A 24,264-nucleotide genomic window follows, 5' to 3' on the forward strand; every position below is an offset into this window, starting at 1 on the left:
ATTTCTTAATAGCATTAAGTAAACACCCTCCGTGAATACTTAATGTCATACCTGCTCGGTATAAGGTTAATTCAGGCCGGTCTCCGGACTTAAAGTCACGCTATAAAATGTAATAACGCAATTTATTACCGTTGCGGGGGCAGTGTTGGAGTAATAGCTATAATCAGTATGACCAATAACTAGAGACCAACTTCCCGTTTCATTTGCATTCGCTTGTTCCATGCAAGCACAAACACCTGAAAAATAGACTTAATTGATTTATGCTTTATCTGTTTTTTCATAAATTAATTAAGGGCAAATGTTGATGACGTGCTGCCAACCTTGGCATAACGACATTAACGAATTTTGTACTACAGCGTTTTTATTAACGCTCTGGTTTTATCAATATCCGCGCATAAGCGTTTTAATTCTTTTACACTGCGCATAGTCATACGGTGCATAGCATCGGCATTAGGTTGAATAATTTGTTTTTTCTGCACTGCCGGAATTACCGGCCAATCTTGCCAATTAAAGCCTTGTTTATTGCTTTGATGGAGTGAAACAGGTTGAATAATGACTTGAATAGAGGTTTGTAATATTTTCTCAATATTGACCTGTGGGTAAGGGCTAGCAACATGTTCAAATGGATTGCTTACTCGACAAATATCTAAAAACTGTTGTGGCCAACTACCTTTGGCGACGGTGATCAAAGGCCGAGAGCCTAATTCATAAAATGCTGAAATAGGTGTTTTATCTTGATATTTTTTGGTGATCTGAGCAAGCTCTGTTAAAAACTGTTGAGCTTGAGCTTGTGCCTGTTGTGTATGTCCTGTTAGCTCGCCAAATGTACGCATTTCTGCTGCTATATCTTCAAAGCTATTTGGCTGAGAGTAGACGATATTAAAACCAAGCTGTTGTAAACGAGCCAGATCGTCACTAGGGCTTCCGCTTTTCCAAGCAATGATATAGTCGGGTTGTAAAGCGATGACTTTCTCAATTTGTAAACGGACATAATTGCCAATAACGGGAATGTTTTTCGCTTGTTCAGGATAGTCCGCAAAGGTTGTCGTGCCAATGATCTGTTCACCAGCGCCAATGTCATAAAGCATCTCTACTATGTGTGGAGCTAACGCTATAATAGTGGGCTTTTGTTTAGATTCAGTATTAGCAGAGCTAGCAAAACTAGCTATGAGTATTGTGAGCAAAAGTAAATATTTAATTGTAGTTTGCATATGGCTCTCGTTTGATCTTTTTTTAACTTTCTATTAGGCGTTTGGCTTATTACCAATCTATCCCTTGCTGGGCTTTAATACCGTTGTCAAAAGCATGTTTGATTGATTGTACCTCGCTGACCGTATCGGCTAGCGCTATGATGTCTCGATGACAGCCACGCCCAGTAATGATAACGTGTTGATCTTTAGGACGACTTTTCAATGCAGTGATCACTTCGTCTAAATCAATATATTTGTAAGCAACCATATACGTTAATTCGTCAAGTAACAGGACATCGATACTTGGATCATTCAATAATGCTTTATTTTTTTGCCACACTTTTTGTGCTGCAGCAATATCAAGGGACTTATCTTGGGTATTCCAAGTAAAACCGGTTGCCATCACATCAAAACTTACCCCGGCATTCTCAAGTAAGGTACGTTCGCCACAAGTCCATGTGCCTTTGATGTATTGAACCACTGCGGCCGTTAAGCCATGACCCACCGCACGCGCTATAGTGCCAAAGCCAGACGTTGACTTTCCCTTACCATTACCCGTAATAACAATAAGAATGCCACGCTCTTCCTGTGCATCATCAATACGCAGGTCAACTTTACTTTTTACTGACTGCATACGCGCTTTATGTTGAGTACTTTTTCGCTCTGCTACTTTTTTATCAATATTTTTATCTGTCATTTTTTTAGTCTCATTACTTTACGTGGTGAGTTTTAGCGGTTGGGTTATCTCTAATTGACTCGTCTGGTTTTAACCATGATAAATAGAAAAAATAAGCTCCCTAAAGCTGAGGTAATAATGCCAATTGGGATTTCAGCATTGGCTAGTGCTGAGCGCGCAATAATGTCAACCCAGATTAAAAAGCTGCCGCCAATTAATGCACTACCTAAAACTAATTTGAGCGTTGTGACGCCTATGAGTTGACGAACTATATGGGGGATCATCAAACCAACAAAGCCGATACCACCACAATAAGCAACAATTGTGGCAGTTAATGCTGCACAAAGCCCAAGCATCAATAGCCTTAATTTTTCAACGTTGACCCCTAAACTGGCCGCGCTTTCGTCGCCTAGCAGTAAGGCATCAATTTGACGATGTAATGCAATAATCGTCAAAATAGTGACTAGCAATACGGAGCCGATCACGTAAAAATTACTCATGTCTACCCGAGATAAGCTGCCCATCAGCCAAAAGATAACCCGATTAGTCGCAAAGGGTTCGCCGAAATAAAGGATAAACTGAGTGACTGACGCCAACATAAAAGATACCGCTACACCGGCTAAAAGTAACTGCTCTATTCGTTGTAAAATTTTTGCAACCAATACGACAATAGTGATGGCAAATAGCGCACCAAGAAAGGCGGCAAGCGGTAGTGCTATGTTAACATTGTCGCCTAAAGACAAATTAGCGATAGTTGCACCTAAACCAGCACCTGAGACAATACCAAATAAATAAGGGTCAGCTAATGGGTTACGGGTAGTATTTTGCAAAATTGCGCCGGCAATAGCCAAACCCATACCTGCTACGAGTGCCACAAGCACCCTTGGTACTCTAACTTGCCAAACCACCATATCACCGATTTTATCAGGGCAGTGGCCAAGCAAACACTCAAACACTTGCGAGTTACTCAACGCTGCGGGGCCAAAACTTAACCCTGTAATAGCAGAAAAAACAGTAAAGAGTAATAGCAGCAGTAGGGTAATAGCTATTTTATGCATTGTGAGCGCCTTGCTGAGATGGTAAGGAGAAAAACACTCGAGGTTTTTGCATATCAGCTGTTTGCGTAACTACACAAGGTAACCGAAACACAGTGCTTAACTGCGATTCAGTTAAGACAGAGCTTGGGCTACCGTCAGCAATTAATTGCCCTTGGTTTAATAACAGTAAACGTTGACAATATTGACTGGCTAAATTGAGATCGTGCACCGTCATAATTACGGTAATATTGAGCTGACTAATTAGTTGTAATATTTGATGTTGATAATACACATCAAGGTGGTTTGTTGGTTCATCTAATATCAGAATCTTTGCTTTTTGTACTAGAGCTCGGGCAATTAATACTCGCTGTTGTTCGCCACCCGAGAGTTGATCGTAGTGCATTTGCTGCGCATGGCCCAATCCCACTTTATCCAGCGCTCGCTTGATTTGTTGTCGATCGTGATCATTGTTCATTGCAAATAAGGTTTTGTGGGGTAACAAGCCCATTTTGACAATATCGATAACCGTTAAAGAAAATATAGCTTCAGCTTTTTGTGCGACATGAGAGAAGTGCTGTGCTAGCGCTTTAGCGCTGTAACTGGATATGAATTTATTATTAAGACGAACCGTGCCGTTAAGCTGAGAGGTTTTGTTTTGTTTCTGTTGATTAGTTATACAATGTAATAAACTGGTTTTACCTGCACCGTTGGGGCCAATAATCCCGATGACTTCGCCTTTATTTATGTCAAAGGTGATGTTTTTTAAAATGGTTTTATTGTTAATCTGCCAATAGAGCTGATCAATCTGTAATTGTATTGACATAATTAGCTGGTGTTTTCCCGCACACAAAATTCATTGTTGTAAATGTTAGTAGTATTTGAAGTCTAGCTATCTGACTTATTATTGCTGGTTATTGAAATTAAGCTCAATAAATTAATAACTTACAGTTGCGGGTACAGTTGAGGACTCATATCAAGGTTGATATTACACCCCATTCCCTAGCTTCAGGCAGAGATTCTACGCTTAGATTCGCTGATTAGCAAGCTTTAGGGGTTTAGATGGCTAAAAATTAAAGATGAGCTAGGTTTTAAAGCAACCAAAACACCCAAAATAATAAAAGCAGCCGAAGCTGCTTTTGTTATTTTCATAATGTATGTGCTGATAGGGCAAATTTTATTCACTCTATCATTGCCAATATTGCAATTACTACCAAATTTTAACGCGTTTTTCTGGTGCAATATACATGGCATCGCCTTTTTTAACATCAAATGCTTGGTAGAACTCATTCATGTTTGAAAGCGAACCTAATGCGCGGAACTCGCCCGGTGAATGAGGGTCAGTTGCTACACGGTTACGCATTGATTTTTCAACAATTTTAGAACGCCAAATTTGTGCGTAGCCCATAAAGAAGCGCTGATCACCGGTTAAACCATCGATTACCGGGGCTTCTTTACCGTTAAGTGATGCTTTATATGCTTTATAAGCGATAGTTACACCCGATAAATCACCAATGTTTTCCCCTAAGGTTAATTCCCCATTGACGTGTAAATCGTCAAATACTTGATAACCGGCATATTGCTCAACTAATGATTTAGTGCGTGTGGCAAACTCTTTAAGATCTTGCTCAGTCCACCAATTACGTAAATTACCTGTAGCATCATATTTACTACCTTGATCGTCAAAGCCGTGACCCATTTCATGGCCAATAACGGCACCTATTCCACCGTAATTTACCGCGTCATCGGCTTGCATATTAAAGAATGGTGCTTGTAAAATAGCGGCAGGGAAGACAATTTCGTTTACAGTTGGGTTGTAATAGGCATTGACTGTTTGCGGTGTCATTCCCCATTCCCACTTGCGTATTGGACCGCCTAACTTAGCAATTTCTTTTTCACTTGCGACTTTACGTGAACGAATAATATTGCCAACCAGATCGTCAGAAGCAATGGTTAATGCAGAATAATCTTCCCATTTGTCTGGATAGCCAATTTTAGGAGTGAAGGCGGCAAGCTTTACTTGTGCTGCTTTTTTAGTATCTGCTGACATCCAAGTTAAATCATTGATACTTGCACCGTAAGCACTGCGTAAATTTTCAACCAATTGGCTCATACGAGATTTGGCTGCAGGGGTGAAATGGCGGGCTACATAAACCTTGCCAATGACTTCACCTAAATTTCTGTTTACCACGCTCACGCCGCGTTTCCACTGTGGACGTTGCTCTTTTAAACCATTTAATTGTTTAGAGAAAAAATCAAAATTTTCATTATCTAAATCAGCAGTTAAGTAGCTTGAAAAAGCACTTAATGTATTAAAGGTTAAGTATTGTTTCCATACAGCTAGTGGTGTTTCAGCAAATATTTCACCAAAACCAGCAATAAAATCAGGTTGGTTGATAATTATGTCTTGTTGCGCTTCAACGCCTTCTGCTGTTAAAAAGGCTTGCCAGTTAAATTTATCAGTAATGCTGTTTAAGTTGTTGGTAGCAAATTTGTTATAACGCTTTTCACTGTCACGGCTTTGTACGCGGGTCCAGTGATGTTCAGCCAAACTGGTTTCTAGCGCCATAATATTTTTGGCAGCATCTTTACCCTTTGCTATTCCAGCAAGTTGGTAGATATTTTCAATATGAGCAAGATAACCACTACGTAAATTTACAAAACGTTCAGCGTCATTAAAATAGTAATCTCTATCAGGCAAATTTAAACCATTTTGCCAAATGTGAATGGCATAACTGGATGAGTTTTTAGCATCAACACTGATATAAAGTGCTAATGGGTTGTTTACCCCAGTGCTTGAATGCTTACCAAAGAAGCTAGCTAGATCATCTTTGCTTTTAATGTTATTGATTTCAGTTAACAATGACTTGATTGGTGTGATGCCGTCAGCATTACGCTTTTCTGTGTCCATGTACGAACGGAATAAATCGGCAACTTTTTGTTCGTCAGAGCCAACTTTCAACCCTTTAGTTGCTGCAAGCCCTTCAATAATGGCTTTTACATCATCATCGGCTTTGTCACGTAAGTCATAAAAAGAGCCTATTGCTGTTTTATCACCTGGAATTTCATTGCTATTCATCCAACCACCATTAACATACCGATAAAAGTTATCTTGGGGACGAATGCTTTTATCAATATTAGCTTGTTCAATACCTGATGCTAATGGTGTTTTTTGTGGAGCAGTAATACTGGTTGCTGCCGTGGAGTCATCGCTATTACTACATGCTGACAGTAGTAGTAAAGATGAACAAACTGCGCTTGTTAAAATCGCTTTCATTATTTGGCTCTCGTTGTATTTTTTTAATATGGTTATTAATGTGACTTTTAATGTCTATTTTTAAAATATGTTAATTATCAGGTGCGAAAAAAGCACTATGCTTTGATGTTACGGGGAATTGACCGTAAATTCTAGAGAACGAAACATCTATTTACATATTTTTTACATTTAGTAAGAGCGACAAAAGTAACCGCTTGATTAATTAACCTGTGTTAATCACTTTACTATAGTGTTTTTCGATGCGGCATCGCCACGTTTGAAAAAATAATACCGGCGACAAGCGACATAAAAATAAGAAAGGTTTGTGAGCCTAAATCATTTACCGCCAACATATGTTGTCCCGAGACTAGGCTGTTTAAGCCAATATAGACCTTACTACCGGGTACCAATACCACTAACCCTAACAACCGTACTATCGATGAGGGTAAATTCATAATGCGCGAAAATAAATTACTGTACACACCTAATGCAAAAGCGCCAACAAAAGCACCTAAAGCCACACCTAAATAAGTACTGGCCCAAATACTCGCACTAAAGGAAATGTAACCGGCGATCATTCCCCAAGGGGCATCTTTTAAACGAACCTTAAATAAAATAACCAGCGCGATAGAAAGCGTGGTAACAGCTAGCCAAGATGTCCATACCGGCATAGTGTCAGGGGCAACAAAACTGACTTCACCCCAAATGAGTTTGCCAAAAGCCATGCCTAACACGGCACCAAAATACAGCTTAAATAGCACCATAACACTGTCCATAATGCGCGCTGTGCCAGACATTAAATGTCGAGCGGCAAGCTCAGATAGACCTACTGTCAGCGATAAACCGGGGATGAAAGCAATAATGCTTGATAAAATAACCATAGGTAGGTTGATGCTAGGATCAAACATGGAGATTAATGAAGCAAGCATTGAGGTGATCAGTGCGGCCATTGGCTCTAGCATTTCAGTAACCCGACGCGATCGTTCAGCCCACTTAACAAAAATAAATACAATGAAGCCTAAAATAGTTGACCAAAAAACATCATGCCAACTGGTATGCATCAGCATGGCAAAGGCACCACTGGATGCGCCAAAAGCCAAAAATGTTAAGAAAGTACCGTAGGGCGCGGGTTTTGCGTTTACTTCATTTAATCGTTCCAGTGCTTCATCTAAACTACGTTCACCATTAATTAATTCGTCAACTAATTCATCTATACGCGCTAATGAGCCGAGATCAATTTCACCAGGTGTAACCCGCAATAAGTGATTGTATTGTTGATCATCATCATCGTCAGATAGAATAAAGGTTAAGGCTGTCGGCGTGATAATAAATGAAGCTCGAAGATCCAAAAAGTGGGCAATCGAGAGTAAATTATCTTCTAAACGGTAAGCAGTTGAACCGAGTTGATGTAGCGCCTTACCCAGTCGAATAATAAATCGCCGCTTTTTATAAAAATCAGGTGTTTGAGTCATAGAAATAATGAATAATGAGAATAGCTTTGCTAATGTTAATTGATTTTTAGCAATTGTATAGTTTTTCCCTTAAATTTATCAGGAAGTATGTATCAGGAAGTAACAATGACATTATTGATTATTTTAGCAAGTGTTTTTGGGGTGGTTGCACTTATGGTGATATTGGGTGAGCGATATGCAAAGCCAATGAGTGAAGGGCAACAAGCAAAATTTAGTAAAATATCATGGATATTAGTATTTGTTATTTTACTCGCTGCCATTATCAGAGAAATGATGTAAGTGAGAGAATGATAGTAATTATAGTTTACCCTTTAGGTGCCGAGTTTGGCCAATCAGCGAAAGGAAAAGGGTACACTTCAGAATTCACGGTTAAAAACTGATTGATTTGATATAAAAAGGTATTTAAGTTTTGTCCAAATTTTACCAAAGGCTGATTGGGTTTCTCGGCGAATAGCAAAGAAAAAAATTGAAAAACGGCAATAATAGTAATACCTAAGCGAACAAAGCCTGCTATGAAACCATAACCAAGCATGGCAATACCACGTTTAAGCGCATTTTTATTATGCCAGGTTTTTTCAACCTCATCAGCAGTATTAGTGTCATCAAACGAATCCGTAGCTTGCTGAGGTTCATTAATTGATGACTCAGATGAAGTTTGTTTATTAGCAGTTTGTGCTTTTGCGTGCGCATCAGCCGTGTTTTGTTCTGTTGATTCATTTGACACATCAGCTTGCGCTGCATTATGAGTCACCTCATCATTGTCTTGTGGTGTGGTTGATTTATCTTCATTATGGTTCATATCTTCTTCCTCTTTGTGACATTCAATTTGTGCTATTTGCCAAACGATTAATTAATTTGGTTTGTTGGTTGATATAGTTATAGCAAAGACAATGCCAGAGAAAATGTATTTTATTTTCAGCAGGTTAAGCTCATTCGTTATTACCCTGAATAATGAGAAAACTAAAAAGTAGTCAATTTGGTTACTAGTTGGTTTTTTTGACTTGGTATTATATCGAGAATTGTTGTTGCGCTATACAGAGCCCTTGATCATTATAGCTACGATCAAAGATTGAAATATTTCCCTTGATATCTTGAACGATGATATTGGTGGTACGCGTACCATACTGGGAAGAAACGATAAAAATTGAGCTGAGTAATTGTTCCCAATCTAAGGGGACACCGGTATTGGGAAGGTTTTGTATTGCTGCTTGTTGACTATTTTGCATTAAAGCAAATAATTTATCGATGTTTAATGGGTGATCTTCAGCAGCACCTATGGCATGAGCAAGTTGGCTTTGTCCTTGTGCCATTTTCGGCCATATATCATCAAGTGCGCCATTACATAAACTGTGAAAGCCCGTGGTTAATGGCTGCTGTTTTTTGGTGACGCTGTCAAAGCATATTAAGTTGTTTAGCTGGCCAAAGACTAAATTAAAGCCATTGTAATGATCCGCTGTTTTGTTTAACAGGGTAGTGATTTTATTATCGTTTTGCGCTAAAGCTTGTAAAACCAAGTCACCCCGAGAGCGTTTTTGCTTGTCAAAAAGCTGTGGTTGGCGATAGTTGGTTAATGCGCTGAAACGTTTGTGCTGATTTAAACCTAGCCAAGTGCCTCCGGCTTGCAGGTCTTTTCCTGCTAAAATGGGAGACTGCTTGCCATGATTAGGCCACCAATGCATCATTTGTGTGGGCCGTTGATGAAATTCATCACGGTTGGCACAAATGATCACTGGATATTGGGGATGTTGGTTAATGGCAAAAAATAAAATACACATACATTAGCCGTTTAGTGTTTAACTTATGTAAAGCGCTGTTCTGTTAAAGTGTTTTCTGGGCTAATTGTTTTAATTGCTCGTCAGTTAACGAAATATCTTTATTCAAATTGATGCCGACACCTTGTTTAATAATAAGTGCAGCAGTTTCTTTAGCTTCTTCTAAGGAATGCATTGCAGCAGTGCCACATTGGTACAAATTAAGCTCAGGAATATCATCTTGACTGGCAACATCTATCACATTTTGCATAGATTTAAGCCAAGCATCAGCTACTTGTTGCTCGGTTGGGGTGCCAATTAGACTCATATAAAACCCAGTGCGACAGCCCATTGGTGATAAATCAATTATTTCAATGTTTTCACAATTAAGGTGCTGGCGAATAAAGCCGGCAAATAAATGTTCAAGGGTATGAATAGATTTTTCGCTGATAATATCAACATTAGGTGTGCAAAAGCGTAAATCGAATACTGTAATGGTGTCACCTTTAGGTGTGCTCATTTTTTTGGCTATACGTACAGCCGGAGCATTCATAATCGTGTGATCGACGGTAAAACTGTCTAGTAAAGGCATAGTGGTTCTCTATAAATGTTAACAATTGCAAGGGATTTTATCACAGTCGTACAGGAAACGACTAATAAACTGGCGCATCAAAATCAACACCTTCATCAGTGTACGCTGTCACCATAACATCAGCGACTAAACCTTCAGGGTTGGTGACTTCATTTTCAAAAAACTGTTGTATTTGTTGACGACGACCATGTGCCGCCCAGTCTTGTGCACTGGCCCAAATTTCGTTAAATACTATCGAAAAGTTATTACGACTAGCAGATTCATGGTCAATTTGTCGAGTAACGGTATATTGAATGCAGCCTTGCTCACGATAAGAGTCGGGTTCTAAAGCTTTTAAGGTATTAAAAAGCGCTTGCTCTTTCCCTGCTTTGGGTTGAAATTGTGCTAAAACATAAACGCGTTGTGACATGATGTGTTCCAATATAAAAGTTGTGAAATAAAAGAGTGATTAAGTATATAATACTTCCACTTAGTTTAAAGAGATTTTGTTATGAGAGCATGTGGTGTAGAAATAAAAGGTAATGATGCAATAATTTGTATTATGTCAAAAGAGAATGGTTTGTATGATATCCCTCATACACGCGTACAAAAAGTAAGTTTAGATAATGCAGGTGATGCTGAGCAAGTGCAAAAGTTTCAGTTTACTTTCAATAAGTTAATGCAAGACTATCAGGTTACGCATGTCTTTATTAAAGGTCGTGCGTTAAAAGGTAAATTTGCCGGTGGCCCGATTGGCTTTAAAATAGAAGCGGCAATTCAGTTGATTTCAGACCTTACAGTTGAAATTCTTGCGGGTAGTTTTATAAAAAAAGAACTAGCGAAAAGCCAAGTTAATATAGACTTTCGCGATACAGGGTTAAAGCAATATCAAGAACAAGCCTTTGATACTGTATTTGCCTTTTTAGAGAAGCATTAAAAGAGTTTTATCATATATAGGATTATGCTAACTTTTGTCATTGGCACAACGACAATACTAAAAAAATCATGTCAATTTTGAACTCAGCTTAGGAATTATTATGAAGGAACAATTACGTCACCTTGGTGTAGTGGTATTCGTTATTACAACGCTGCTACTACAAGCCTGCGGTAGCTCAGAAGACAAACGAGTTTTTTCTATAGTCGCTGATGTGACCAAAGCAGAGTTTAGTCATGAATTCTTACAAGAATCTACAGACACAATTGCCATACAAGTAAACTTTGAGGGTGATGGTTTAATTGTGGGATTTGCGCCTGATGAACAACCCGTTGGATGGTTAAGTTATCGTGCAGAAAACGTCACTGATAACTCAGCGACTGTTTATATTGAGGTCACTAATGCGCAGTTTTTAGCTGTTGATACCCACACTACCAAAATTCGTATTGCCACCACCAATGATGATGCCAGTAAGTTTGCTGCTCAAGATATTGATGTCTCATTATTTGTTTGGGAGTTAACGACGGATAGAGCAAAAATTAATTTCAGTGCAACCTTTGGCGTTAGTCAAATCCCCTCAACAACTATTAGTATTAGTAGTGAAAGCAATGTGTGGACAGCAAGTGCTGATGTTGACTGGTTATCACTCGATGTTATCTCTGGCACCGGCGATGGCGCTATCGAGGTAACGCCAGATATTAGCTCGTTTTTAGCCTCTGGCCTACAACAAGCTAATATTGTGTTAACGGAAGTGACTTCAGGCGACACTAAATTGCTTCCAGTTGAGTTAGCGCTCGATAATATCTATTTATTTGCTGAACGCCCTGCGGTTGCCTTAACATCTACCCCAAATATTTCAGTTTTATCAACGACTGTTGCTGTTAGTAATAATGGAATTTCAGCGGTTGATTGGCAAGCATCAACCACGGCAGATTGGCTCACTGTTACAAAAACAAATACTAATCAACTGCACATTACCGCTGATCCAAACAGTGCACCGATGAACGAAAATTCATTCGCAGAAGTGCTTGTTTCTGCAAGTGAAAATCAAGAGGTGATCAGTGATAGTATCAAGGTGAATTTTTTCAACACTGAAGTAGTCGTTGAAGATAAAGTGCTTGATGCTTTAGCTATTAATAGCAATGAAATTCTGGCTTCTCCTTTATATCCTAAATTTTATGTTGCTGTGGGCAATCAATTACAGACCTATCATCAATATTCAGGGGAGCTTGAATCAAACCTAGTTGTATCACCAGAAGGCACAGTTTTAGAGCAATTGATAATGCATCCAGCGGGAGATTATTTGCTAGCAAAAGCCATTGAAACAATCACAGAAGCTAACGTTGATACCGGGGAAGAGGAAACCAAAGAAATACCACACCGTTATCGCGTAAACTTGCTTGATTACACCGTAACTGAATTAGCGGATTCTGACACAAGCGTTTCTTATGAACCAACAGCTATTGTTCGTTTGTCAGGGCGATATTTTGTGATAACTCAAGCATTAGAATTTGCAGACGAAAACCTACAAGTATTATTTTGGGATGGGGCTAATGCGTATTTTGCCAGTGACATTGACGTTGCTGCGCAGGCGGATACCTTTTTTGCTTTAGATAACAATACCACCACCAAATTTGCAAATTTAAAGCGTTATATTCCTCAAGCAAATGACTTTGGTGATGAAAAAATATCTATCACTTTAACCGATGAGTATCATCCTCAGCTATTAGGTGAAGCGCAATATATTAGAGATTTTATTGTCTCCAATGATGAAAAAAATATTTATGCAATTAGTGAAACTAGTGAATGGATCAGCTTTGATGGTGAAAATTTTGTCGATAATGGTTTGTTAGAAGCCAACTCCGATGTGGTGACATTATTTTTAGTAAAAGGTAATGATAGCCAGCCTAATTATTTTCGAATTAACACCACTAATGCGCTAGGTTTTTACTTGAATAGTTATGATGCGCAACAGACGGTTTTACATACTACCTTCACTGGTCAAAGTCAGCCTTCTCGTATTAAGCTATCTGGTGATAATCAAAGGTTGTTGCTCAATGTTGATACCTCAAATGACGCAGCTGTTACACCTCACGTTGAGTTGAAAACCTTGTCACAGTAAGTTTTTTTAAACGAAAGTTTGTGTCGCGGTAGCATTTTAAAGGAGCATTTATGCTCCTTTTTTGGTTTTTCAAACTACACTATCTGTAAATTCATAAAAAATTTCTTTTCAAAATGCTAAGAACATGATTTAATCAAACACCTGTTTGGAGGTCTGACCACTTGCTGGTTGCATTGATTTTCGTAAAACAACTCAATTAATAATGGAGAATACTATGCCAGAATATAAAGCGCCGATTAGAGACATGAAGTTTGTCATGCAAGAATTACTTGATTGCGATAGCCATTATCAAAAATTAGGTTATGAAGATGCGAGTCTTGATATGGTTGATGCAATTATCAGTGAAGCGGCAAAATTTACTGAACAAGTCATTGCACCTATTAATCAAAGTGGTGATGCGCAAGGTTGTACCTGGAACGATGGCGTAGTGACAACACCTGACGGCTTTAAAGAAGCGTATCAACAATATGTTGAAGGCGGTTGGCCAACGTTATCTCAATCAGAAGAATTTGGCGGTCAAGGTTTACCTCATTCATTAAATATTGCCATTGGTGAGTTAACGTCAGCAGCTAATCACAGTTTTGCGATGTACCCTGGCTTAAGTCACGGTGCATTAGCCACTATTGAAGCCCATGGTAGCGAGCAGCAAAAAAATACTTTTATGCCGAAGTTAGTTGAAGGCACTTGGACAGGTACCATGTGTTTAACAGAGCCTCACTGTGGTACTGACTTAGGTATGTTGCGCACTAAAGCCGAACTTAATGAGGATGGTAGCTACTCACTTACCGGTACTAAAATCTTTATTTCAGCAGGTGAGCATGATTTATCTGACAACATAGTACACATTGTTATTGCAAGAATTCCTGGCTCTCCAGAAGGAAGTCGTGGTATTTCACTCTTTATCGTACCTAAATTCAATGTTACAGAAGCGGGCGAAGTAAGCGATAGAAATGCCGTATCTTGTGGTTCAATTGAACACAAAATGGGTATTAACGCTAACGCGACTTGTGTAATTAACTTTGATGGCGCCAAAGGCTATTTAATTGGTGAAGTAAACCGTGGTTTAAACTGTATGTTTACCTTTATGAATGCTGCGCGTTTAGGCGTTGCTTCTGAAGGGGTTGCCGCTGCAGAAGCGTCTTTTCAAGGTGCTTTAGCTTACGCGAAAGACAGATTACAAATGCGTTCGTTATCAGGTGTGAAAAATCCTGAAGGGCCTGCTGATCCTATTATTGTACACCCTGACGTAAGACGTATGTTATTAACACAAAAATCAATTGCTGAAGGGGGTCGCGCATTAATTGGTTATTTAGCACAGTTAGTTGATATTGGGCATGCTAGCACTGATGAAACAGAAAAAGCGAATGCAGAAACTAACATGGCGTTATTAACACCTATTGCCAAAGCTTTTTTAACTGAGCTTGGCTTAGAGTGTACTAGTCATGGCGTTCAAGTATTTGGTGGCCATGGCTTTATCAAAGAGTGGGGTATGGAGCAATTGATGCGTGACACTAAGATCAGTTGTTTGTATGAAGGTACTACCGGGATACAAGCACTTGATTTATTAGCGCGTAAAATTTTAGGCTCAAAAGGTGAGATTTTAAAACCATTTGGCGCAGAAGTTACCGCATTCTGTGTTGAAAATGCCGGCAATGAAGCAATACAAGAGTTCATTCAGCCTATTATGACCTTTGGTGGTGACTGGCAAAAAATGACTCAAACACTAGGAATGAAAGCGATGCAAAACCCAGATGAAGTGGGCGCAGCATCAGTGGATTACTTAATGTATTCTGGTTATTTAACCCTAGCTTATTTCTGGGCGAAAATGGTGAAAGTAGCGCAAGACAAGTTAGCTGCTGGTGATGATGATAAAGCGTTCTACGAAGCCAAAATTAAAACAGCTCGTTTTTATTTTCAACGTATTTTACCACGTGCAAACGGTCATGCAGCCTGTGTTGAAAATGGAGCAGACTCAATGATGGCTTTAGATGCAGATGACTTTGAATTTTAGTCATTAATAATTGAGAGTTATATTAAAAGGGAAGCAACTTGCTTCCCTTTTTCGTGACTTTAATGTAGATAATTAGGGTTTAATAATCTCTTTTACAGCTAACACTAGTTTGGGATTGTTGATGTCAGAGCTGCTTGACTTATAAATAGCCTTACCTTGTCGATTGATAAAAAATGTTGTTGGCGTTCCCCGTACACGATATAACGCTGCGACAGACTCACCATTAACCGCGGTAATAAAATCATAGCCTCTGGCCTTTATTTCATCTTGAGGTAATGCACCATCGTCCTCGTTGAAACTAATCGCGATAATTTCAATACCAGATGCTTGATATTTCTGCTCAAGCTCCACTAATTTAGGTTGAAGCTTCTTACAATATGGACACCAAGTGGCCCAAAAATGCAAAATAATCGGTTTTCCTTGGTAATCGGCAAGGGAAATATTCTGGCCTGTTTGTGTGGTTAATTGCCAAGCTGGGGCCGTTGGATAATCAGCGGAATTAGCGCTAACCGTCCATATTAGGCTGATTAGCAACAACAGTGGTAATGGTTTAAGTGCTATTAACATATTCATTGGTGAATTTTATCTCTATAGAATGTTATCTATAAGACCCTACAACTCAATGATATATTGCAGCAATCACAAAAAGTAATAATGTTAATATCAAATTACCATTTAATCGGCGTAGTCAGCCAAAATTTCATCGGCAATTTTAGCGGCAATCATGATGGTTGGCGCATTGGTATTACCGCTAATCAGTGTTGGCATAATAGAGGCATCTATTACACGCAAATTACGCATACCATGCACGCTTAAGTGAATATCGACCACAGCCATGTCATCATTTCCCATTTTACAAGTGCCTACTGGGTGATAAATAGTATTGGCTTTGTTTTTCAAAAACGCCAATATCTCTGCATCGCTTTGACAGTTATTGCCGGGAAATATTTCCTTACCGTTTTTTTCGCTCAAGGGAGGTTGGGATAATATTGACCGAGCAACTTTTACCGCTTGGATCATGTCTTGCTGATCCTCTTCATGCTCAAGCATATTTAAGGTGATTTTAGGATGTAAATTGGCGTTATCACCATACAAGGTAACACTACCTCGGCTTTTAGGGCGTAATAAGCAGACATGCAAAGATATGCCGTAATTAAATAACATTTTTAAGTTTCGGCCATGATCATCAAAGGCTGCCGGAATAAAATGTAACTGTAAATCGGGCCGCGATAAATGAGGTTTTGATTTGATAAAACCGCCAGATTCAGCAACGACAGAAGTTAAAATACCACTGCGTTTTTTCTTAAAGTATTTTAGCGCTTGTTTATATGACCACCAAGCAGCTTTGGGTCTAAAGGCTAACAAATCACTCCTGTTGTGATGATTCACAACTACGCTATCAGGATGATCTTGTAAGTTTTGACCAACACCGGCTAACTCATGCACTAAAGGGATACCGTGTTTTTCTAGCTCTTCTTTGGGACCTATACCAGATAACATTAAAAGTTGTGGCGAGTTGAAAGCGCCTGCACTTAATAGCACTTCTTTTTTAGCAAAAATATGATGGCTTTTGCCATTAACTTTATAACAAACACCAGTGGCTATTTTGTCTTTAGTGATGATCTTTTCGACTTGTGCGCTGGTAATCACTGTCAAGTTAGTGCGGTGTAAATTTGGAGTTAAGAAAGCTTTGGCTGCACTGCAACGCTGACCATTAATTTGAGTCACTTGATAATAACCGACACCTTCTTGGTTTTTACCATTAAAGTCATCGGTTAATTGAAAGCCTGCTTGTTGGGCTGATAAAATAAAACTGTCATGAGCTGGCGGTTTTGAGCGAGAATCAGCAACATTCAACGGCCCGTTTACACCATGAAATTCATCTTCTCCACGCTCTTGGTGTTGTGTGCTTTTAAAATAGGGAAGCACCTCATCAAAAGACCAACCCTTGTTGCCCAATTCAGCCCAATGATCATAATCTTCTTTTTGACCACGAGTATATAGCATGGCATTTACTGAACTACTGCCGCCTAACGTTTTTCCCCTAGGGTTAAAGATTCTGCGGTTGTTTTGGCTAGGCTCTGGTACAGAGTTAAACTGCCAGTTATGCACTTTATCTTTCATTAACTCGATCACACCAATTGGCATGTGAATGCTCCAGTGCTTATCGGCTGGGCCGGCCTCTAACAAACAAATTTGATACTTACCGCAAGCAGAAAGTTTATCAGCCAATACACAACCAGCTGAGCCGCCGCCAATAATAATAAAATCAAAATTGTTCATGTTATTTCCTTTAAAGAAGTCAGACCACTTACTATGAGTTATCTAAGGTTACTTTTCAATAGCGCAATAAAAAACCTTGGATATGTCAATGATATTCATTGCGATAAATTGACTAGCACCATGTTTCCTGAAATTATTTTTCATTAAAAACAAAAATCTAAAATAACTATATTTAAAACAGCCTGTTAACTGTTTTTTTTAGAGGAGGGATAAATCAATGTTTTCTAAAAAAAGTGCTTGACAGGTTTTCTTTCTTTAATAGAATGCCCGCATTAAATATTCAGGTATTGATATGTCGTTATTTAGAAAGGAAGCTGTTTCCCATCAAAGTGAGCGTTTAACTGGTGCTATCACCTTAGCTCAACCCTTCTTAAACTAACTGTTCTCACTTGACGGCTATTCATGGCGATATAAACAGAATGACCATGGGTTACAACTCATTAGTTGGGGATATGGGGACTAACTTATCGGTTGATAAAATTCAGCACTTACCAATGACGCGAGTTATGATTGCTCACCGGCAAGAAACGATTAATATGGCAGAGCAAGTTTATCACTTGGATAATGGGGCTTTGCAGAATTTAACTGAAGTTTGTTCTCAGACAGCGAGTTGAAGGTATTGTTTTGACACAACTAACTAAACTTCATAAAAAAGAGCCTTATGTTTATCTTGTAAGTTTTCAGTAAAGCGATAATGCCATTTATCCTTAATATTCAAGGGTTGTTAGAGTTTTATAATTATAAATCAAAGAGGAAAGTAAACAATGTATTGCCAGCGGAAGCGAACACCAGAAAGCTTTTTATTAACCACACTTATAAAGTACTTTTTTAAATTATCACTCGTTCTTGTTTGTATAAATATGACCAAACTGAACGCCGCAATTGTTGATGACTTTTCTCGTCATGTTCAATATTACAATATAAAAATATCGCCAGATGGAAAGCACTTGGCTGCATTGGTCAATGTTGATGGTGGTAAAAGCTTGGTTTTTCTTGATGCAGAAACTTATAAAATCACATACGCGTTGAATTCAGGAAAAAAAGCCAACCGTCAGATTATTATTGGGTTAATAATGAGCGAGTCATCATTCAAGTTGAGCAATTACGTGGTTCACTGGAAAAACCACTAAATTATGGTGAGTTGTATGCTGTGAACTATGATGGCAGAAAAGGTCGGATGATCTTTGGTTATCGCTCAAAAGGCGGCATAGTTCTATCAGGGGATGCTGGTTTTTTAATTGATACCTTACAAGGAGATGATAAGCATGTGTTAATTCGCAAGCAACTTTTATCGCGTAAGTCTGATGTTTTACCTAAAGTAGTTAAGCTAAATATTTATTCAGGTAAAGAAAAAAAAATACGAAGTGCGCCTGTTCCTTATAGTCAATTTCTTATCGATAATCATGGTCAACCGCGCTTTGTTGCAGGCATTGATAAAAACTATAAAACAAAGCTTTATTATTCAGAAGGCAAGGGTGATAAGTGGCAAGCCTTTGGAAATGAGTTTGATGGTGAGTTTACCCCAGTTACTTTTTCTCAAGATAATCAAAGCATCTATGCATTAAAATCTAAAAATGGTGAAACCAAAGGCTTATATAAATATAATCTTGAAACCAAGAAAGAAACATTGCTTTATCAAAGTGACATGGTTGATCCCACCTATGTCATAAAATCTAACCTCAATAGCGTATATGGTTTACGTTTAGATGAAGATTATCCTAGTTATTTTTATCTTGATAACAATAATAAAGAAGCTAAATTGCATAAAGCCTTATACAGTGCTTTTAAGGGGGCAAATGTTGCCATTACCAGTGATACAGCGGACGGCAAGCAAATAGTTGTTAAAGTTAATAGTGATATTAACCCTGGTGCTTTTTATTTGTTTAATACCGAAACAATGCGCGCAAAGCATTTATTTAATAGCGCAGAATGGATAAAACCTCAAGAAATGTCTCAAGTTGAACCTTTTAGAATGAAGACCCCAGACGGTTTGATCTTAAATGGCTATTTAACACTCCCAAAAAATAATAAGGGAGAAAAACTACCAACGGTAATTTTACCTCATGGTGGCCCTCACGCACGAGATTATTGGCGATATGACCCCCAAGTGCAAATGTTAGCTAATGCTGGTTATGCGGTTGTACAGGTTAACTTTCGCGGTTCAACAGGGTATGGCAAAGCCTTTATGGAAGCAGGCTATAAACATTGGGGAAGCAAAATTCAAGATGATATTGTATTCGCCACAAAATATGTAGTTCAACAAGGTGTTGCGGATAAAGATAAAATATGTATCTTTGGCACAAGTTTTGGCGGTTACAGCGCTTTGCAAAGCGCGATTCAAACTCCTGAACTATTTAAATGTGCGATAGGGTACGCAGGTGTATATGACTTGCCCATGTTATACGAAGAAGGAGATATAACCTCGATTAAATGGGGAGATGCATTTTTAAACAAAACCTTAGGTACTGATGCGGAGCAACAACGCATACAATCTCCGGTCTATCATGTGGATAAATTAAAAGCCCCAGTATTAATTATCCATGGTGAAGACGATCAAAGAGCGCCATTGAAGCATGCAGAAAAATTAAAAGAAGGGCTTGATAAGCTTGATCATCAATATGAGTGGTTAGTAATTGATAAAGAAGGACATGGGTTTTACGATGAAGCTAATATATTGAAAGCCAATAAAAAAATACTTTCTTTTTTAAGTAAACACATTGGCGTATAGCTGAAGCAAAATCAAGCGTTGAATTAATTAAAAGTTATTTATAAAGAATGCTTTTTCTAAGGCAAAGGTGTATGTTTTACACCTTTGCCTATAATTACCTTATAACCCTAACACTTGTTTGCCTTGTTTAAAGACAATATCTACTGGAATATTAGCGGTTTCTAAACGCGCCAAATCAGCAGCCAGGCTTTCACTAATAACCCCTTTACTGGCAACTAAATCATCTACACCTTGATAATCCCCTTTCCCTTGTAATGTTAAAATCAGTTCAGAAAGTGAATCAATAGCAGCAGTCATTTTTGCTATATTAACACTGTATAACCCTTGCTCGTTTCGGCTAAATGCACCTTGTTCTTGGAAGTAATTAAAGCGCACCATATTAGCTTTTCCGTGTGCAGAGCTTGCGCCAAAGCGAACTGAACGGAAAATACCGGCCATAAAGGTGGTGTAATAATCTTCAAGCTTACCTTCAGTTATTGCGCCTTTTTCGAGTAATTGGCGGATCATGTATAAGCCTAAAATATCGGCTTTACCCTCTTCAAGGGCACTGGCATGTTCTTTTAACGATTGGCGAACAGTGCCTTTGCCATTGATGGTGTTTTTAATACCTAAACCGTGAGCAACTTCGTGAAACATAGTGTTGGCGAAGAAGCCGGTAAAAGTTACGTTTTCACGCTGCTCAGGAACAATCAGAGTGTCAGCAATTGGCTGCATAATTGTATCAAACTTTGCACGCATGGCATTTTTAAGCTGTAAGCGTCTTGTGCCTTTCTTTAATTGGACTTCTTCGTCATTAGGGAGATTAATCGCTATAGTTTTACTACCAGCATTAGAGTGTCCTGCATAGTAAATAACGTCATAAGCATTTAAATCAGCATCCGAGCCAGGCACTTCGGCTTTGTATTTTTTGGCGACGGGTAATTCTTTTTGGAGTTCTGGTAAGTATTGCGCGTACTTAGCGAGTTTTTCACTCCAAGATAAATCTTTAATTAATACATAGGACTCAAAAGCTGCGCGGTAGCCAAACAATTGATCTTCATAGGTTTCAATTGGGCCAATAACCACATCAATTGGGTTATTTTTCATATCCATCCAAGCAAAGTCAGAAACTTGATAATTGTCTGTACGAAGAGCAGTTGCACGCATGGTCAAGTAATTAGCAAACTCTTTGTCTTCTGCAAAGGTGGCTGCTTTTTCTAAAATAGCGGCAGCGCGGTTAAGCTCATCTTCATAGATTTCAGAATACGCAATCGTTATTAATTGCCCTTCGTCATTGCGGCTGATGACAGAGTATAAGCCATCTTTTTCAGATAATTTTGCCTGTTCAAACTCAGTTTTAGTCATATCACTAGGATAAAACTCAGCACCATGAGCTTTGGGTTTATGTTGTGTTAAAAAGACTTTGTCACCGTCTAATCTATCCCAAGGCCCATAGTTTATTTCTGCGAAACGACGTGTTTTTTCATCTTTTATGGCGGCTAAAAATGTTTTTTTATCTTGTGAAAACGCCTGTTGCCAAAATAAATCATCCATGATTTTAGACGCATCAATTAATAGCGCTAGCATTTGTTTTTGATTCATGGACAAGTGACTCAGATCAGTAGAAAGTGTCACTTCTTTATATATATCTAATCGGCTTTTAAATTCAGGCAATAGTTGTGGGGCAACGAGTTTGTTTTTAGTTGCGGTATCAGCAGTTGTTGCGTTTGAGCTAGGTTCATTGTTGCAAGCGGTTAATGTGGTTACGGCTGCTAGTACTAATGCAGCAATTGTTGTGCGTTGTGTGTTAAACGTGATCATGATGGTTCTCAACAGTTATTTTACTTATTGTTGGCATGGAGACTAAAAAAAAATGCTAGCAAGTGCAATAGCAAAGCCAAATAAAAGTATGAAGAGAGTGTAAACAAACGGGGGTTTTGCTGGTTTTAGCGGATTTTAGGTATAAAAAAACCGACAATTGTCGGTTTTTACATTCACCTAAACGGTATAATGTTTTCAAAAAACTCAATGTGCCTACTGTTAAAGTAGAGCAATATAAAACGAAGTCTTATAAGGCTTTAATTGCAGCATTTAAACGGCTCTTACTACGAGCAGCTTTGTTTTTATGAATAAGACCTTTACTTGCGTAACGATCTAAAATTGGTGTAGCAGCCGCTAATTCTTTTGTTGCTGCTTCTTTGTCACCAGAGCTGATTGCTGCGATTACTTTTTTTACCAAAGTACGCATCATTGAACGGCGACTTGCATTGTGTTGACGGCGCTTTTCAGATTGTACTGCGCGCTTCTTAGCTTGCTTTGAGTTAGCCAAGTTGAACTCCTAGAATATGTAGTATATAAGCTTAAATTTAAGGCGACGAAATATGCCTGTTTTTTAGCTGTTTGTCAAATGTTTTAATTGCTCGCTAGCAAATTAGCCAGAAAAAAGTCGCTAATAGCGCTTCTAATCGCAATAATACAGAATTTTGTTGGTGCAACTAGTAAAATAGTTAACCAAATATGTTGTGAACAACGCTAAGTATACATTGTTTAAATAGATAAAATCATCACATAATAGTGTTATTTCGTCAGAAAGTTTTTCGAGGGTGTTGTTTTTGAGTAAAAAATTAATTAAATCAGGGGTAATTGTTAGCGTGATGACCCTGATGTCTCGTGTTTTGGGTTTAGTGCGCGATGTGGTCATTGCCAATATGATGGGGGCAGGGGTTATGGCAGATGCGTTTTTCTTTGCCAATAAAATTCCCAATTTTTTTAGGCGTTTGTTTGCCGAAGGAGCTTTTGCTCAAGCTTTTGTTCCTGTATTAAGTGAATACCATAGCAACGACGAAAATAATGCTCAACACTTAGCTAAAAACCAACACATGCCCTCAGCTGCTGTGCCGCTTGATGAAACCAGGCGATTAATTTCACAAGTTTCAGGGACTTTAGGCGTTATAGTAACGCTAGTAACGCTATTTGGTATGCTGGCTTCGCCCTTGTTTGTTATTCTATTTGGTGGTGGTTGGTTTGTTGATTGGCTCAATAATGGTACTAGTAGTGTAGGTGGCGAAAAGTTTGAACTAGCGTCAAGCTTATTGAAAATTACCTTTCCTTATTTATGGTTTATTAGTTTTACCGCCCTTGCTGGTGCAGTGCTTAATACTATGGGAAAGTTTGCTGTTGCTGCATTTACGCCAGTACTACTGAATATTGTTATTATTTTAATGGCAATTTATGGTGCAGATTACACTGAAAACCCTGCCTATGCGTTAGCGTGGGGAGTGTTTTTAGGTGGTTTGATTCAGTTTCTTTTTCAACTGCCTTTTTTATATAAAGCTAATGTGCTCGTTAAGCCTTGTTGGTCATGGCATAGCCGAGGGGTTAGTAAAATCCGAAAGTTAATTGTGCCAGCATTATTTGGTGTTTCAGTCACACAAATCAACCTATTGCTAGATACTTTAATTGCCAGTTTTTTAATAACAGGTTCAATAAGTTGGCTTTATTATGCTGACAGACTACTTGAGTTTCCGTTAGGCTTGTTTGGTATCGGTATTGCAACTGTGGTGTTGCCCAGTTTATCTAAGTTACATAGTAAAAATGATCCTAAGCAATTTAAAGCCACCTTAGACTGGGGAATTAAAGTTATTTGTCTATTTGGTTGGCCGGCTTTAGCTGGGTTAATGGTATTGGCACAACCTATTATTATGGTGTTGTTTATGCGCGGTGAATTTACCGAAACCACTGTGTTGAATGTGTCTATGGCATTGTTTGCTTATTTGTCTGGGTTATTAAGCTTTATGTTTATTAAAGTGCTCGCACCCGGTTTTTATGCCAGACAAGATACCAAAACGCCAGTGAAAATTGGTATTAAAGCTATGGTCTCGAATATGGCTTTTAATTTAATGTTGGCTCCTTTTTTTGGTTATGTTGGTTTAGCCATAGCGACAACACTGTCGGCAACGTTGAATGCATGGTGGTTATATCGAGGTTTGAAGCGTGAGCAGGTTTATTCATTATCAACAAGCACTAAAATCTTTATTGCTAAATTAATGTTAGCAGCAAGTGTGATGGCACTAGTAGTGTACCAGTTATCTGATGATTTTGAGGTGTGGTTGGCAATGTCTATAGTTGAACAAATATCAAAATTGATAGTGTGTATCAGTGTTGGCTGTATGAGCTATTTTTTCGTGGTTTTTTTACTTGGCGTTCGTCTTAGTGACTTTAAAGTGAAAAGCTGAAAATAAAAGCGCTTGAAGTACT

The 24,264-nt window shown here is 38.6% G+C and carries 22 protein-coding genes and 1 riboswitch; of the genes, 8 read left to right on the forward strand and 14 right to left on the reverse strand.

What is annotated here, in order from left to right:
- Positions 1 to 57 precede the first annotated feature (57 nt).
- A riboswitch (cobalamin riboswitch) is annotated at positions 58 to 255 on the reverse strand.
- A gap of 95 nt (positions 256 to 350) precedes the next feature.
- The 6 genes from ABXG98_RS01285 to ABXG98_RS01310 form a co-directional block, all read right to left on the reverse strand.
- Complete coding sequence (locus tag ABXG98_RS01285) at positions 351 to 1,211, reverse strand: cobalamin-binding protein (RefSeq protein WP_353536870.1); 861 nt, start codon at positions 1,209 to 1,211, stop codon at positions 351 to 353.
- Positions 1,212 to 1,260: 49 nt separating this feature from the next.
- Positions 1,261 to 1,887: a cob(I)yrinic acid a,c-diamide adenosyltransferase gene (cobO, locus tag ABXG98_RS01290; protein WP_353536871.1), complete on the reverse strand. Its 627-nt coding sequence runs from the start codon at positions 1,885 to 1,887 to the stop codon at positions 1,261 to 1,263.
- Positions 1,888 to 1,937: 50 nt separating this feature from the next.
- Positions 1,938 to 2,924: a FecCD family ABC transporter permease gene (locus ABXG98_RS01295; RefSeq protein WP_353536872.1), complete on the reverse strand. Its 987-nt coding sequence runs from the start codon at positions 2,922 to 2,924 to the stop codon at positions 1,938 to 1,940.
- Positions 2,917 to 3,726: an ABC transporter ATP-binding protein gene (locus tag ABXG98_RS01300; RefSeq protein WP_353536873.1), complete on the reverse strand. Its 810-nt coding sequence runs from the start codon at positions 3,724 to 3,726 to the stop codon at positions 2,917 to 2,919. The genes ABXG98_RS01295 and ABXG98_RS01300 overlap by 8 nt, the downstream gene beginning before the upstream one ends.
- Positions 3,727 to 4,110: 384 nt before the next feature.
- Positions 4,111 to 6,177: a M13 family metallopeptidase gene (locus ABXG98_RS01305; RefSeq protein ID WP_353536874.1), complete on the reverse strand. Its 2,067-nt coding sequence runs from the start codon at positions 6,175 to 6,177 to the stop codon at positions 4,111 to 4,113.
- Between the two features lie 224 nt (positions 6,178 to 6,401).
- Positions 6,402 to 7,628: a threonine/serine exporter family protein gene (locus tag ABXG98_RS01310; protein ID WP_353536875.1), complete on the reverse strand. Its 1,227-nt coding sequence runs from the start codon at positions 7,626 to 7,628 to the stop codon at positions 6,402 to 6,404.
- 105 nt (positions 7,629 to 7,733) lie between these two features.
- On the opposite strand from ABXG98_RS01310, the gene ABXG98_RS01315 reads away from it, so the two are divergent.
- Positions 7,734 to 7,907 carry a hypothetical protein gene (locus tag ABXG98_RS01315; protein ID WP_353536876.1) on the forward strand — a complete coding sequence of 58 codons (174 nt, stop codon included), beginning with the start codon at positions 7,734 to 7,736 and terminating at the stop codon, positions 7,905 to 7,907.
- Positions 7,908 to 7,932: 25 nt separating this feature from the next.
- On the opposite strand, the gene ABXG98_RS01320 is transcribed toward ABXG98_RS01315, so the two are convergent.
- The 4 genes from ABXG98_RS01320 to ABXG98_RS01335 form a co-directional block, all read right to left on the reverse strand.
- Entirely contained in the window at positions 7,933 to 8,427 is a 495-nt protein-coding gene (locus ABXG98_RS01320; RefSeq protein WP_353536877.1) for a DUF4389 domain-containing protein, read from the reverse strand.
- A 208-nt stretch (positions 8,428 to 8,635) separates the two neighbouring features.
- Entirely contained in the window at positions 8,636 to 9,403 is a 768-nt protein-coding gene (locus ABXG98_RS01325) for an NRDE family protein (protein ID WP_353536878.1), read from the reverse strand.
- A 43-nt stretch (positions 9,404 to 9,446) separates the two neighbouring features.
- Positions 9,447 to 9,971 carry an S-ribosylhomocysteine lyase gene (gene luxS, locus ABXG98_RS01330; RefSeq protein WP_353536879.1) on the reverse strand — a complete coding sequence of 175 codons (525 nt, stop codon included), beginning with the start codon at positions 9,969 to 9,971 and terminating at the stop codon, positions 9,447 to 9,449.
- A gap of 61 nt (positions 9,972 to 10,032) precedes the next feature.
- The gene (locus tag ABXG98_RS01335; RefSeq protein WP_353536880.1) at positions 10,033 to 10,380 is read right to left on the reverse strand and encodes a putative quinol monooxygenase; all 348 of its coding nucleotides are present in this window, start codon (positions 10,378 to 10,380) and stop codon (positions 10,033 to 10,035) included.
- Between the two features lie 81 nt (positions 10,381 to 10,461).
- Here ABXG98_RS01335 and ABXG98_RS01340 point away from each other — a divergent pair, with 81 nt between their 5' ends.
- From ABXG98_RS01340 to ABXG98_RS01350, 3 genes are all read left to right on the forward strand, one after another.
- The gene (locus tag ABXG98_RS01340) at positions 10,462 to 10,887 is read left to right on the forward strand and encodes a DUF3010 family protein (RefSeq protein ID WP_353536881.1); all 426 of its coding nucleotides are present in this window, start codon (positions 10,462 to 10,464) and stop codon (positions 10,885 to 10,887) included.
- Positions 10,888 to 10,987: 100 nt separating this feature from the next.
- Positions 10,988 to 13,006 carry a BACON domain-containing protein gene (locus ABXG98_RS01345; RefSeq protein ID WP_353536882.1) on the forward strand — a complete coding sequence of 673 codons (2,019 nt, stop codon included), beginning with the start codon at positions 10,988 to 10,990 and terminating at the stop codon, positions 13,004 to 13,006.
- 214 nt (positions 13,007 to 13,220) lie between these two features.
- Positions 13,221 to 15,017: an acyl-CoA dehydrogenase C-terminal domain-containing protein gene (locus ABXG98_RS01350; protein WP_353536883.1), complete on the forward strand. Its 1,797-nt coding sequence runs from the start codon at positions 13,221 to 13,223 to the stop codon at positions 15,015 to 15,017.
- Positions 15,018 to 15,089: 72 nt separating this feature from the next.
- Here the strand turns inward: ABXG98_RS01350 and ABXG98_RS01355 are convergent, their stop codons facing one another.
- Together ABXG98_RS01355 and ABXG98_RS01360 are read right to left on the reverse strand one after the other, a co-directional pair.
- Positions 15,090 to 15,590 carry a TlpA family protein disulfide reductase gene (locus ABXG98_RS01355; RefSeq protein WP_353536884.1) on the reverse strand — a complete coding sequence of 167 codons (501 nt, stop codon included), beginning with the start codon at positions 15,588 to 15,590 and terminating at the stop codon, positions 15,090 to 15,092.
- A gap of 102 nt (positions 15,591 to 15,692) precedes the next feature.
- Positions 15,693 to 17,300, reverse strand: coding sequence for a GMC family oxidoreductase (locus ABXG98_RS01360; RefSeq protein WP_353536885.1), 1,608 nt, complete (start codon positions 17,298 to 17,300; stop codon positions 15,693 to 15,695).
- A gap of 425 nt (positions 17,301 to 17,725) precedes the next feature.
- Between ABXG98_RS01360 and ABXG98_RS01365 the strand changes: the two genes are divergently transcribed.
- From ABXG98_RS01365 to ABXG98_RS01375, 3 genes are all read left to right on the forward strand, one after another.
- A complete protein-coding gene (locus tag ABXG98_RS01365) occupies positions 17,726 to 17,914 on the forward strand; it encodes a hypothetical protein (protein WP_353536886.1) in 189 nt (62 codons plus the stop codon).
- Between the two features lie 246 nt (positions 17,915 to 18,160).
- Complete coding sequence (locus ABXG98_RS01370; protein ID WP_353536887.1) at positions 18,161 to 18,430, forward strand: hypothetical protein; 270 nt, start codon at positions 18,161 to 18,163, stop codon at positions 18,428 to 18,430.
- 20 nt (positions 18,431 to 18,450) lie between these two features.
- Positions 18,451 to 20,028, forward strand: a complete 1,578-nt coding sequence (locus ABXG98_RS01375) for an alpha/beta hydrolase family protein (RefSeq protein WP_353536888.1) — start codon at positions 18,451 to 18,453, stop codon at positions 20,026 to 20,028.
- Between the two features lie 99 nt (positions 20,029 to 20,127).
- On the opposite strand, the gene ABXG98_RS01380 is transcribed toward ABXG98_RS01375, so the two are convergent.
- Both ABXG98_RS01380 and rpsT read right to left on the reverse strand, forming a co-directional pair.
- Positions 20,128 to 21,828, reverse strand: a complete 1,701-nt coding sequence (locus ABXG98_RS01380; protein WP_353536889.1) for a dipeptidyl-peptidase 3 family protein — start codon at positions 21,826 to 21,828, stop codon at positions 20,128 to 20,130.
- Positions 21,829 to 22,075: 247 nt separating this feature from the next.
- Entirely contained in the window at positions 22,076 to 22,336 is a 261-nt protein-coding gene (gene rpsT / locus ABXG98_RS01385; protein WP_353536890.1) for a 30S ribosomal protein S20, read from the reverse strand.
- 283 nt (positions 22,337 to 22,619) lie between these two features.
- On the opposite strand from rpsT, the gene murJ reads away from it, so the two are divergent.
- A complete protein-coding gene (murJ, locus tag ABXG98_RS01390; protein WP_353536891.1) occupies positions 22,620 to 24,242 on the forward strand; it encodes a murein biosynthesis integral membrane protein MurJ in 1,623 nt (540 codons plus the stop codon).
- The last annotated feature ends 22 nt before the right edge of the window (positions 24,243 to 24,264 follow it).

The organism is Colwellia sp. KU-HH00111 (genome assembly GCF_040362745.1).
In the GTDB taxonomy this organism is placed as follows: domain Bacteria; phylum Pseudomonadota; class Gammaproteobacteria; order Enterobacterales; family Alteromonadaceae; genus Colwellia.

Bases quoted from the DNA above. Each gene is read 5' to 3' on its own strand.
- ABXG98_RS01285 (WP_353536870.1), bottom strand. From the start codon at position 1,211: ATGCAAACTACAATTAAATATTTACTTTTGCTCACAATACTCATAGCT.
- cobO (WP_353536871.1), bottom strand. From the start codon at position 1,887: ATGACAGATAAAAATATTGATAAAAAAGTAGCAGAGCGAAAAAGTACT.
- ABXG98_RS01295 (WP_353536872.1), bottom strand. From the start codon at position 2,924: ATGCATAAAATAGCTATTACCCTACTGCTGCTATTACTCTTTACTGTT.
- ABXG98_RS01300 (WP_353536873.1), bottom strand. From the start codon at position 3,726: ATGTCAATACAATTACAGATTGATCAGCTCTATTGGCAGATTAACAAT.
- ABXG98_RS01305 (WP_353536874.1), bottom strand. From the start codon at position 6,177: ATGAAAGCGATTTTAACAAGCGCAGTTTGTTCATCTTTACTACTACTG.
- ABXG98_RS01310 (WP_353536875.1), bottom strand. From the start codon at position 7,628: ATGACTCAAACACCTGATTTTTATAAAAAGCGGCGATTTATTATTCGA.
- ABXG98_RS01315 (WP_353536876.1), top strand. From the start codon at position 7,734: ATGACATTATTGATTATTTTAGCAAGTGTTTTTGGGGTGGTTGCACTT.
- ABXG98_RS01320 (WP_353536877.1), bottom strand. From the start codon at position 8,427: ATGAACCATAATGAAGATAAATCAACCACACCACAAGACAATGATGAG.
- ABXG98_RS01325 (WP_353536878.1), bottom strand. From the start codon at position 9,403: ATGTGTATTTTATTTTTTGCCATTAACCAACATCCCCAATATCCAGTG.
- luxS (WP_353536879.1), bottom strand. From the start codon at position 9,971: ATGCCTTTACTAGACAGTTTTACCGTCGATCACACGATTATGAATGCT.
- ABXG98_RS01335 (WP_353536880.1), bottom strand. From the start codon at position 10,380: ATGTCACAACGCGTTTATGTTTTAGCACAATTTCAACCCAAAGCAGGG.
- ABXG98_RS01340 (WP_353536881.1), top strand. From the start codon at position 10,462: ATGAGAGCATGTGGTGTAGAAATAAAAGGTAATGATGCAATAATTTGT.
- ABXG98_RS01345 (WP_353536882.1), top strand. From the start codon at position 10,988: ATGAAGGAACAATTACGTCACCTTGGTGTAGTGGTATTCGTTATTACA.
- ABXG98_RS01350 (WP_353536883.1), top strand. From the start codon at position 13,221: ATGCCAGAATATAAAGCGCCGATTAGAGACATGAAGTTTGTCATGCAA.
- ABXG98_RS01355 (WP_353536884.1), bottom strand. From the start codon at position 15,590: ATGAATATGTTAATAGCACTTAAACCATTACCACTGTTGTTGCTAATC.
- ABXG98_RS01360 (WP_353536885.1), bottom strand. From the start codon at position 17,300: ATGAACAATTTTGATTTTATTATTATTGGCGGCGGCTCAGCTGGTTGT.
- ABXG98_RS01365 (WP_353536886.1), top strand. From the start codon at position 17,726: ATGGGTTACAACTCATTAGTTGGGGATATGGGGACTAACTTATCGGTT.
- ABXG98_RS01370 (WP_353536887.1), top strand. From the start codon at position 18,161: ATGACCAAACTGAACGCCGCAATTGTTGATGACTTTTCTCGTCATGTT.
- ABXG98_RS01380 (WP_353536889.1), bottom strand. From the start codon at position 21,828: ATGATCACGTTTAACACACAACGCACAACAATTGCTGCATTAGTACTA.